At 71.7% G+C, this 11,798-nt stretch carries 7 protein-coding genes; all 7 read left to right on the forward strand.

What is annotated here, in order from left to right:
- Positions 1–34 precede the first annotated feature (34 nt).
- A complete protein-coding gene (locus ADK67_RS19610) occupies positions 35–1,168 on the forward strand; it encodes a Gfo/Idh/MocA family protein (protein ID WP_082403601.1) in 1,134 nt (377 codons plus the stop codon).
- The gene (locus ADK67_RS19615; RefSeq protein ID WP_053717888.1) at positions 1,165–2,667 is read left to right on the forward strand and encodes a sugar ABC transporter ATP-binding protein; all 1,503 of its coding nucleotides are present in this window, start codon (positions 1,165–1,167) and stop codon (positions 2,665–2,667) included. The genes ADK67_RS19610 and ADK67_RS19615 overlap by 4 nt, the downstream gene beginning before the upstream one ends.
- Before the next feature lie 17 nt (positions 2,668–2,684).
- On the forward strand, positions 2,685–3,677 hold the full coding sequence (locus tag ADK67_RS19620) for an ABC transporter permease (RefSeq protein ID WP_082403618.1): 993 nt from the start codon (positions 2,685–2,687) through the stop codon (positions 3,675–3,677).
- A complete protein-coding gene (locus tag ADK67_RS19625; RefSeq protein WP_053717889.1) occupies positions 3,674–4,684 on the forward strand; it encodes an ABC transporter permease in 1,011 nt (336 codons plus the stop codon). The genes ADK67_RS19620 and ADK67_RS19625 overlap by 4 nt, the downstream gene beginning before the upstream one ends.
- A gap of 20 nt (positions 4,685–4,704) precedes the next feature.
- Positions 4,705–5,886, forward strand: a complete 1,182-nt coding sequence (locus ADK67_RS19630; protein WP_053717890.1) for an ABC transporter substrate-binding protein — start codon at positions 4,705–4,707, stop codon at positions 5,884–5,886.
- A 29-nt stretch (positions 5,887–5,915) separates the two neighbouring features.
- The gene (locus ADK67_RS19635) at positions 5,916–6,773 is read left to right on the forward strand and encodes a sugar phosphate isomerase/epimerase family protein (RefSeq protein WP_053717891.1); all 858 of its coding nucleotides are present in this window, start codon (positions 5,916–5,918) and stop codon (positions 6,771–6,773) included.
- Between the two features lie 65 nt (positions 6,774–6,838).
- Complete coding sequence (locus ADK67_RS19640) at positions 6,839–11,659, forward strand: ThuA domain-containing protein (protein ID WP_082403602.1); 4,821 nt, start codon at positions 6,839–6,841, stop codon at positions 11,657–11,659.
- Positions 11,660–11,798 lie beyond the last annotated feature (139 nt).

Consider the following 11,798-nt stretch of genomic DNA (forward strand, 5'->3'; position numbering starts at 1 on the left):
TGACATCCGCCATTAGTCATCTTACGTTCGCCGCATGACTGTGACCCACCTAACTCCAGCGGCCGACAGCGGTCGTGCCGTGCCTCGGACACCGCGGGTGGCCGTGGTGGGCGCCGGCTTCATGGGCCGGGTGCACGCCGAAGCGGCTCGGCGGGCCGGTGCCTCGGTGGTCGCCGCGGTCGCGAGCACGCCGGACGGTTCCGACCACGCCGCGCGGACCACCGGCGCCGAGCGCGGGTACCCGGACCTCGACGCGCTGCTCGCCGAGGCCGGGGCGGACGTGGTGCACGTGTGCACGCCCAACGCCCGGCACGCGGAGGCGGTGGAGGCCGCGCTGGCCGCGGGTGCGCACGTGATCTGCGAGAAGCCGCTGGCCACCGGTGTCGCGGACGCCACCGCGCTGGCCGACGCGGCGGTGGCCGCCGGCCGGGTGGCGACGGTGCCATTCGTCTACCGGTTCCACCCGATGGTGCGCGAGCTGCGGGCCAGGCTGGCGACCGGTCAGGCCGGGGTGGTGTCCACGGTCAGCGGCGGGTACCTGCAGGACTGGCTGTCCCGGCCGGGCGACGACGACTGGCGGGTGGACCCGGCGGTCGGCGGCCCCTCCCGCGCGTTCGCCGACATCGGCTCGCACTGGTGCGACCTGGTCGAGTTCGTCACCGGCGACCGCATCCACCGGCTGTCCGCGCAGACGGCCACCGTCCAGCCGCGACCGCGGCCGTCGGCCACGCCGACCGAGGACGCCGCGGTCGTCCAGTTCACCACCGCGTCCGGGGTCCTGGGCACGGTGGTGGTCTCGCAGGTCGCGGCCGGTCGGAAGAACCGGCTGCACCTGGAGGTCTCCGGCACGGAGTCCAGCTTCGCGTTCGACCAGGAGGACCCGGAGCGGCTGTGGGTCGGCGGCCGGGACGCCAACCAGGTGCTGTTGCGCGACCCGTCGACCCTGTCTCCTTCGGCGGCCCGGTACGCGCGGCTGCCCGCCGGCCACGCGCAGGGCTACCAGGACTGCTTCGACGCCTTCGTCGCCGACACCTACCGCGCCGTGCTGGGCGAGGACCGGCCGGACGGCCTGCCGACCTTCGCCGACGGCCTGCGCGCCGTGCGGATCACCGAAGCGGTCCTGCTGTCCGCCGCGTCGGCGGGGGCCTGGATCGAGGTGGACCGGTGACGGCAGGCGGTGAGGTCGTCGTCCGGCTCACCGGCATCACCAAGAGCTTCCTCGGCGTGCCGGTGCTGCGCGGCGTGGACCTCGAACTGCGCGCCGGCGAGGTCCACGCGCTCATGGGCGAGAACGGCGCGGGCAAGTCGACGCTGCTCAAGGTGCTGGCGGGCGTGCACCGGCCGGACTCGGGCCAGGTGGAGGTCGCCGGCAGGCCGGTCGTGTTCTCGACGCCGCGCGAGGCGCAGGAGGCGGGCATCGCGATCATCCACCAGGAGTTCACCCTGCTGGAGCACCGCACCGTCGCCGAGAACGTCTACCTGGGCCGCGAACCGGTCCGCCGGGGCCAGGTGGACCGCCGGAAGATGGAGGCGGACACCAAGGAGCTGCTCGACTGGCTCGGTGAGGACGGCATCGACCCCGCCGCGCCGGTCAGCGGGTTGTCGGTCGCGCGCAAGCAGGTCGTCGAGATCGTCAAGGCGCTGTCCACCGACGCCAAGGTGCTGGCGATGGACGAGCCGACCGCCGCGCTGGCCGACCAGGAAGTGGAGCTGCTGTACGACCTGGTCGATCGGTTGCGGGCGCGGGGGATCGCGATCCTCTACGTCTCGCACCGGATGCGCGAGGTGTTCGACCTCAGCCGGCGGATCACCGTGCTCAAGGACGGCGCGTTCGTCACCACCGCCCCGACCGCCGAGCTGACGTCGGACCAGCTCGTCCGCCACATGGTCGGGCGTTCCCTCGACGCCCTCTACCCCGACCGTGCGACCGAGGCCGAACTCGGCGACGTCCGGTTGGCGCTGCGCGGCGCGGGCAACGACCGGGTCCGGGGCGTGACGTTCGAGCTGCGCTCCGGTGAGGTCGTCGGCATCGCCGGGCTGCAGGGCTCCGGCCGGTCGGCCATCGCGCGGGCGATCTGGGGCGTCGAGCCGTTCACCACCGGCACGCTGGAACTCGACGGCGTGCCGCGGCGCGTCACCGACCCGCGCGCCGCGGTCCGCCTGGGGATCGGCTACGTCACCGAGGACCGCAAGGGCGAAGGGCTGGCCCTGCGGCAGTCGATCCGGGACAACGCGTTGCTGGTGCGGCGGGCCGCGTTGCCGGGGAGCCGGGGGCGCAAGCGGTCCGACCTGACGGCGTTGCTGGAGTCGGTCGCGGTCGTCGCGCGGGGCGAGCACCAGGAGGTGCGCTACCTGTCCGGCGGCAACCAGCAGAAGGTGGTGCTGGCCAAGTGGCTCGCCGTCGGACCGCGCGTGCTCGTCGTGGACGAGCCGACGCGGGGCATCGACGTCGGCGCGAAGCAGGCCGTGCACCGGCTGCTGCGCGAGCTGGCGCGGACCGGGGTCGCGGTCCTGATGATCTCGTCGGAACTGCCGGAGCTGATCGGCATGAGCGACCGGATCCTCGTCGTCCACGAAGGCGCGATCGCGGGCGAACTGCCCGCGGGCGCCAGTGAGGAGGCCGTCATGGGGCTCGCCACCGGGCACGGGATCGGGGAAGTGGCGTGAGCGTGGTGCAGCAGAAGATCGAGGTGGCGCGCGGGGCGACCGGCGGGCGTTCCCGGCGGTTCACCTTCACGCCGACCGTCACCGTCTACCTGGCACTGGTGGCGCTGCTCGTGGTCGGCAGCGTCCTGGTCGGCGTCCAGGGCGGTGTGCTGCTCGACCAGGGCGGCATCCTCAACATCCTGACCCGCAGCACCGTGCTGGGGCTGGTCGCGGTCGGGCAGACCATCGTGATCGTCGCCGGGTCGCTCGACCTCTCGGTGGCGTACCTGGTCGGGCTGTGCTCGCTGGTGGCGGCGGAGACCATGGCGGGCAGCGACGGGATGATGGTGCCCGGCGTGCTGCTGGCGCTCGGCGTCGCCGCCGTCGTGGGCCTGGTCAACGGCCTGGTGGTCACGGTCCTCAAGGTGAACGCGTTTATCGCCACCCTCGGTGTGGCGCTGATCCTGCGCGGCTATTTGGAGGAGAACTACACCGGGCCGGCGGGCAGCGTGCCGCGCGCGTTCCAGCACCTCGGGTTCGACCGCATCGGCCCCGTCCCGGTCGGTGTGCTGCTCATGCTGCTCGTCGCCGCGGCGGCGTGGTGGTACCTCAGGCGCACCCGCGGCGGCTACCACACCTACGCGGTCGGCGGTGACGTGGACGTCGCGCGGCTCTCCGGTGTGCGCACCGGCCGCACGATCGTCATCGCCCACGTGCTGTGCGCCGTCGCCGCCGGGCTCGCCGGGGTGTTCCTGGCCAGCCGGCTCGGGTCCGGCGCGCCGTACGTCGGCACGGACGCCGGGTACGACCTGGAGTCCATCGCGGCCGTCGTGCTCGGTGGCGCGGCGCTGGCGGGCGGTCGCGGCGGTGTCGTCGGCACGATCGGCGGCGTCCTCATCCTGGCCACCCTCGACACCATCTTCGACGACCTCGCCGTCGACCCGTTCTTCAAGGACGTCGTGCGCGGTGTCGTCCTCATCGTCGCGGTGGCGCTCTACGCCCGCCGCAAGGTCTCCAGGAGGTCCGCGTGACCACGCCGACCACGTGGCGCCCCCGCCTGGCGGACGGCACCGCGCCCGTGCTGGCGGTGCTGGCCGTGCTGCTGGTGGCGCTGGCCTTCACCGGCCCCGCCTACTCCGAGCCCACCGGGTACCTGGCGCTGCTCAAGCGCGCCGCGCCGCTGGTGCTCCTGGCGATCGGGCAGTACTTCGTCATCGTGTCCGGCGGGTTCGACCTGTCGGTGGGCTCGCTGGTCACCGCCGAGGTGGTGATCGCGGCCCGGCTGATCGACGGTCAGGAGTCGGCCACCGGCTGGGTGATCGTGCTGCTGCTCGGCTTCGGCCTGCTGGTCGGCCTGGTCAACGGGCTGGTCACGACGAAGCTGCTGGTGCCGTCGTTCATCGTGACGCTGGGGATGCTGCTCATCCTCGACGGCGCGGTGTTCCTGTGGACCGGTGGCGCGCCGCGCGGCGCCCTGTCGCCGTCGTTCCGCGTGTTCGGTCGCGGCGGCGTCGACCTGCCGGTCCTCGGCCACCTGCCGTGGTCGGTGGTGATCCTGCTCGTCGTCCTCGTCGCCGCGGTGCTGTTCATGCGCGGCGGCACCGGCCGCACGCTGGTCGCGGTGGGGGACAACGAGAAGGCGGTGCGGCTGGCCGGCGGTCGGGTGGACCGACTCAAGGTGCTGGCGTTCATGTTGTCCGGTCTGCTCGCCGCGCTGGCCGCGATCCTGCTCGGCGGGTTCGCGGGCGTGTCGGCGCAGGTCGGCCAGGGACTGGAGTTCCGCGCCATCACCGCCGTCGTGCTCGGTGGCGTCCTGCTCGGCGGCGGACGGGGTTCCGTCGTCGCGGCGGCCGCCGGCGCGCTGACCCTCGAAGCCCTCTTCTCGCTGCTCAACCTGCTCGGCGTCTCCGGCGCGCTGGAGTCCGCCGTCCAGGGCGTGATCATCATCGCCGCCGTCGCCTACGCCGCCCTCGGCGTCAACACCCGGCTCAGGCTCCGGCGCCGTGCCGGGACACCAGAGCCCGCTCCCCGCCAGTAACCGCCGCACAAGGAGAACCGATGAACAGGAAGTGGTCCGTCGTGGCCGTCGCGGGCCTGCTGGCCATGGCCGGCTGCAGCAGCGACCTGCCCGTCGACACCGGCATGACCGGCACGACGGGCGCGTCGAAGGACGCCGGCGCGAAGTCGGAGTTCTTCGACCAGGCGCGGTACGAGCAGCAGTTGAAGTTCCGGTCGACCGCCCCCGAAGGGCCGGCCGACAAGCCGTGGGAGCAGATGATCTCGCCCGCGATGGTCGACACGGCGAAGCTCGCCAAGCCGGGTGGCGGCTACCACCTGTGCTTCTCCAACGCGTCGGTGGACAACCCGTGGCGGCAGGTCGGGTTCAAGACCATGCAGGAGGAGGTGAAGCTGCACCCGGAGATCACGAAGTTCACCGTGCTGGACGCGGAGGCCAAGGACGACAAGCAGATCAGCGACATCCAGTCGTTCGCGTCGCAGGGTTGCAGCGCGTTGGTCGTGTCGCCCAACACCACCGCCACGCTGACCCCGGCGATCGAGGCGGCGTGCAAGACCAACGTGCCGGTGATCGTGTTCGACCGCGGCGTCAACACCGCCTGCCCGGTGACGTTCATCCACCCGATCGGCGGGTTCGCGTTCGGCGCGGACGGTGCGGAGTTCCTGAAGGAGAAGGTGAAGTCGGGCGGCAAGGTGCTGGCCCTGCGGATCCTGCCGGGCGTGGACGTGCTGGAGCAGCGGTGGGCCGCGGCGAACGAGATCTTCGCCGGCAGCGACCTCAAGATCGTGGGTGTCGAGTTCACCGACGGTGACGCGGCCAAGACCAAGACCATCGTCAACGACTACCTGCAGCGCGAGGGCCAGATCGACGGCGTGTGGATGGACGCCGGCGCGACCGCCGTCGCCGCGGTCGAGGCGTTCCAGGACGCGGGCGCGCCGATCCCGCCGTTCGTCGGCGAGGACCAGCAGGACTTCCTGCGGATGTGGGCCGACCAGAAGATGACCGCCGTCGCGCCCACCTACCCGACCTACCAGTGGCGCACCCCGGTCATCGCCGCGCTGAAGGTGCTCAACGGCCAGCAGGTGCCGAAGGAGTGGGTGCTGCCGCAGCCGAAGGTCACCCAGGACACCCTCCAGAGCTTCCTGAAGCAGGACATGCCGCCGCTGCACTACGCGATGTGCGGCTGCGAGTCGATGCCGGGTTACCCCGCGCCCTGGAAGTGACGGCTTAAACCCCGAGAACGGAGGCACCCGTGCACGCCATCGGTGTGAGCAGCTGGGTATGGACGTCACCGCTGGATGACGACGCGTTGGCCGACCTGGCCGCACGCGCCGCCGGGTGGGGCTTCGACGTGCTCGAACTGCCCGTCGAGCAGGTCGGCGACTGGAACCCGGCGAGGGCGGCACGGGTGCTCGCGGACCACGGCCTCGACGCGACCGTCTGCCTGGTGATGCCACCGGGCCGGGAACTCGTCGCGGCCGACCGGCCGACCATCGCCGCCACCCAGGACTACCTGCGGCACGTCGTCGACGTCGCGGCGGAAGTCGGCTCGCCCGTCATCGGCGGCCCGGCGTACGCGTCGGTCGGCCGCACGTGGCGCATGTCGGCGAGGGAGCGGCACGACCGGATCATCGAGCTGCGCGACAACCTGGCGCCGGTGGTCGAGCACGCCCGGTCGGCGGGCGTGCGGGTCGCCGTCGAACCCCTCAACCGCTACGAGACCAGCCTGCTCAACACGATCGGGCAGACCCTCGAAGCACTGGACGGGCTGCCCGTCGACGGGTGCGGCGTCGCGGTCGACGTCTACCACCAGAACATCGAGGAGAAGCACGTCGGCGACGCGATCCGGTCGGCCGCCGGCCGGATCGCGCACGTCCAGGTCTGCGCCAACGACCGGGGCACACCCGGCGACGACCACCTCGACTGGCCCGACATCCTCGCCGCGCTGGCCGTGGCCGGCTACACCGGGCCGCTGTGCATCGAGTCGTTCACCGGCGAGAACGCGAGCATCGCGACCGCCGCGTCCATCTGGCGACCGCTCGCGCCGACCCAGGACGCGCTCGCCGTGGACGGGCTGAAGTTCCTGAAGGGGGTGGTCGGCACCAGCTGAACGCGCGTCACCCACAACTCACCGGCGCCGGCACGCCGGGCGGAACAGAAAGCGTGTGGAGGATCGTGAGAACCCCTGTTTCCCGCTTGCGCCCTGTCTTCGGCATCGTGCTGGCGTTCCTCGTCGTGGCCGGATTGCTGCCGGCGACCGCGACGGCCCACCCCGGCCACGACGCGCCGGCCGAGTTCCGAGCCCTGCTGTTCACCAAGACCGCCGCGGGCGCCTACCGGCACGACTCGATCCCGGCCGGTGTGGCGATGGTCGAGAAGCTCGCCGCCGACCACCACTTCGAGGTGGTGCACAGCGAGGACGCCACCCAGTTCACCGACGAGAACCTGGCCGGCTTCGACGTCGTCATCATGCTCCAGAACGGCGGCATGGTCTGGGACACCGACGCCCAGCGCGCGGCCGTGCGGAAGTTCGTCAACGACGGCGGCGGCATCGTCGCCGTCCACAACGCGACGGACATGAACATCGAGTCGTCGTTCCCGTGGTGGGACGACTTCGTCAACGGCGGCGCGCACATGACCGCGCACTCCGCCAACGGCCTCACCGCCACCGCCTACCAGGTCGACGAGGTGCACGAGTCGACCAAGCACCTGCCGGACCGCTGGCAGAAGGCGGAGGAGTGGTACAACTTCAAGCCGGGCATGCGCGGCAAGGTGCACCCGCTGGTCGAGGTGGACGAGAAGACCTACGACCCGGGCTCCGAGGCCATGGGCCACGACCACCCGATCACGTGGTGCCGTGACGCCGAGGGCGGCCGGGTCTGGGCGACCGGCATGGGCCACAACGCCGCCGACTACACCGAGCCGAACTTCGTCGCGCACGTCCTGGGCGGCATCCGCACCGCCGCCGGCGCCGTGCCGTCCGACTGCGGCGCCACGGTCGACACCAGCTTCGAGAAGGTGACGCTGGACGACGCCACCCGCGCGCCGACCACGCTGGACATCGCGCCGGACGGGCGGGTGTTCTACACCGAGCTGCTCGGCGAGGTCCGGGTGCACGACCCCGCCACCGGCGCCACCTCGACGGCGCTGTCCCTGCCCGTCTACAGCGGCGGCGAGGACGGCCTGGTGTCCATCGCCCTCGCGCCGGACTTCGCGACCAGCAACCACGTCTACCTGTACTACTCCCCGGCGGGCACCGCCGAGATCAACCGGCTGTCCCGGTTCACCGCGCAGGGCAACGTGATCCGCCCCGACAGCGAGAAGGTCCTGCTGGAGGTGCCCGCGTCGCGCCGGGAGGAACCCGGCCACACCGGCGGGTACCTGGAGTTCGGGCCGAACGGCAACCTCTACGTCGGTGTCGGCGACGACACCAACCCGTTCCAGTCCAGCGGGTACGCGCCTGTCGACGAACGTCCCGGTCACGACCTGTTCGACGCGCAGAAGACCGCGGCGAACACCAACGACCTGCGGGGCAAGATCCTGCGCATCCACCCGGAGCCGGACGGCACCTACACCGTGCCCGCGGGCAACATGTTCCCGCCGGGCACGGAGAAGACGAAGCCCGAGATCTACGCCATGGGCTTCCGCAACCCGTTCCGCTTCAACGTCGCCTCCGACGGCACGCTCTACCTGGCCGACTACGGCCCGGACGCGGGCGGCGACAACCCGTCGCGCGGTCCCGGCGGGCTGGTCGAGTGGAACGTCATCAAGGAGCCCGGCAACTACGGCTGGCCGTACTGCGTCGGCAACAACACCCCGTTCAACGACTTCGACTTCGCCACGAACACCTCCAAGGCGAAGTTCGACTGCGCCAACCCGGTCAACGACTCGCCGAACAACACCGGCCTGACCACCCTGCCCGCCGCCAAGGCCGCGACCGTCTGGTACGGCAACGGCGCGGAGGGCGACGAGTTCCCCGAGATGGGCACCGGCGGCGAGGCGCCGATGGCGGGCCCGCGCTACGAGTTCGACCCGAACCTGGCCTCGGACGTCAAGTTCCCGGAGTACTACGACGGCAAACCGTTCTACTACGACTGGGCGCGCAACAAGTTCTGGACGTTCTCGCAGGACGACCAGGGCGGCCTGCTCAAGATCAACGAGTGGTTCAAGAGCGCCGCGCCGCTGGCGCCGATGGACATGAAGTTCGGTCCGGACGGCGCCCTCTACGTGGTGGAGTGGGGTGGCGGCTACGGCCGCGACAACCCGGATTCCGGCGTGTACCGGATCGACTACACGCAGGGCAACCGGCGGCCGACCGCGAAGGCGACGGCGACGCCGTCCTCGGGCCGGGCGCCGCTGCCGGTGACGTTCTCCGCCGCGGGGTCGAGCGACCCGGAGGGCACCGCGCTGACCTACGCGTGGACGTTCGGCGACGGCGACACGTCCACCGAGGCCGAGCCGACGCACACCTACCAGGCCGACGGCGTCTACAACGCCCAGCTCACCGCGACCGACGCGTCCGGCAAGAGCGGCGTGACCAACGTCCGGGTGACGGTGGGCAACACCGCGCCGTCGGTGACCATGACGTCGCCGGTCGACGGCGGGTTCTTCGACTTCGGTGACAAGGTGGCGTTCGACCTCGACATCACCGACCCCGAGGACGGCGAGCCGGACTGCGCGAAGGCGGTCCTGCAACCCGCGCTCGGCCACGAGGCGCACGCGCACCCGATCGACCCGATCAACGCGTGCGAGGGCGAGTTCGCGACCCTGATCGACGAGGGCCACGCCGACGCGGACATCTTCTACTCCGTCGACGCGTCCTACACCGACGCCGGTTCGGGCACGCTGCCGCCGCTGGTCGGCCGCGACCTCGCGGTGATCCAGCCCAAGCACAAGCAGGCCGAGTTCCACCAGGAGTCCTCGGGCGTCACCGTCGGGTCCGACGCCGCCGCCGAGTCGGGCAAGCGGGTCGGCGACCTCGGCGACGGCGACTGGATCGCCTTCACCCCGGTGAACTTCCACCAGATCGACCGCGTCACCGCACGGGTGGCGTCGGCGAGCGCCGGCGGTTCGATCGAACTGCGCGAGGACTCGCCGACCGGCGACCTCCTGGCCACCATCGCGGTGCCGGAGACCGGCGGCCTCGACCGGTACGCGACCGCGCCCGACGTGGCGGTCACGAACCCCGGTGGCACGGTCAAGCTGGTCGCGGTGTTCCGCGGCCCGGCGAACCAGTTCACGCTCGACTCGTTCACGTTCATCGGCAAGGGCGTGTCGGTCAACGCCGCGCCGCACGTGGTCGTCACGGCCGACCCGGCGACCGGCACCGCGCCGTTCACCACGAAGCTCACCGCGACGGCGAGCGACCCGGAGAACGACGCGCCGTTCACCTACGCGTGGGACCTGGGCGACGGCACCGCCGCCTCGGGCCCCGCGGTGGAGCACACCTACGCCCAGAACGGCACCTACCACGCGTCGGTGACGGTCACCGACGCCGCGGGCCGGTCCAAGAAGGTGTCCACCCCGGTCGTCGTGCGCAACCCGCCGATGCCGCCGATCACCTGCGACACCCCGAACCCGGACATCCCGGTGAACGACGAGTTCGACGGTGACCGGCTCGACGGTTGCCGCTGGGACGCCGTCGTCCGACCGGACCTGCCGTCCATGCGGATGGGCGACGGCCTGCTGAGCATCGACACCCTGCCCGGCGACATCAACGGCTCGGCGAACGACGACCCGCGCAACTTCGTGCTCCAGAACGCGCCCGAGGGCGACTGGACGCTGGAGACGCGGATGGCCGCGCCGGTGGTCGAGCAGTGGCAGCTGGCCGGGTTCATGGTGTACGCCAACGACGACGACTACGTGAAGTTCGACGTCGTGGCGCGCAACGCGCCCGGCCAGGCCGTGACGTTGGGCGCGGAGCTGGTCGCCGAGAACAACGGCGAGTTCGGCAACGGCGGCAACCGGGGCATCACCATCGGCACACCCGAGAGCGGCTGGTGGCACCTCCGGCTGAAGAAGGTGGGCAACACCTACAGCGGCGAGATCAGCGACGGCGGCACCAACTGGACGTCGCTCGGCGACCCGGTCACCAACGACGTGCCGAACGCGAAGTTCGGCCTGATGGCGATCGGTCCGTCGCAGACCAGGGGCCCGGTCACGGTCGACTTCGACTACTTCCGGGTGTCCGGCATCGACACGACCGCGCCGGAGGTCACGGCGACCGTCAACCCGGCCGAGCCCAACGGCGCGGACGGCTGGTGGACCGCACCGCCGACGGTGACGATCACGTCGGTGGACGCCGGGTCCGGCGTGGCACGCACCGAGTACCGCGTCGGTGACGGCGAATGGGCGCAGTACACCGCGCCGTTCCCCGTCAGCGGCGACGGCACGCACACGGTGCACTACCGGGCCACGGACGTGCGCGGCAACGCCTCCGAACCCGGTTCGGTGACGGTCAAGGTGGACGCGAGCGCGCCGACGGTGAAGGTCACCGGCCTGCACGACGGCGTGAGCTACGGCCACTCCGAGGACAAGGCGGTCTCCTGGCAGGCCGACGACGCCGCCTCCGGGATCGCGTCGGTCACCGCCACGCTCGACGGCCGGCCGATCACGTCGGGCACGAGCGTCACGATGCACGCGCTCGCGCTCGGCGCGCACACGCTGGCGTTGACCGCGACCGACAAGGCGGGCAACAAGCGGGACGTGGCGGTGTCGTTCACCGTCACCACCTCGCTGCCCGACCTCCAGGCGATGGTCGACCGGTTCGCCGCGGAACGACGCATCCCGTCGTCCACCGCACGGGGCCTCGACCGGGACCTGGACGACGCCCGCCGGCTGCTGTTCGACGGCAAACCGGCCAAGGCGATCGAGAAGCTGGAGAGCTTCCGGAACGCGGTCTCCCGCAAGGTGGGCGACCGGGCCGTGCGCGACCTGCTCGTCGCCGACGCCGAGGTGGTGATCGCGGCCTTGCGCGGGCAGTCGAGCGGTAGCTGATCGCGGGGGCCGGAGCCGTGGTGCTCCGGCCACCACGCGCGTGGGGGCGGTTGCCGGACCGCGCCCCCGCCCGACCGGTGCCGGGACGTCCGCGTCCCGGCGCCGGTCGGTGACCGGATTGACCGGATCGTGAGTGAGC

The organism is Saccharothrix sp. NRRL B-16348 (assembly GCF_001280085.1).
Taxonomy (GTDB): domain Bacteria; phylum Actinomycetota; class Actinomycetes; order Mycobacteriales; family Pseudonocardiaceae; genus Actinosynnema.

Coding starts and splice junctions, on each gene's coding strand:
- ADK67_RS19610 (WP_082403601.1), top strand. CDS start 35: ATGACTGTGACCCACCTAACTCCAGCGGCCGACAGCGGTCGTGCCGTG.
- ADK67_RS19630 (WP_053717890.1), top strand. CDS start 4,705: ATGAACAGGAAGTGGTCCGTCGTGGCCGTCGCGGGCCTGCTGGCCATG.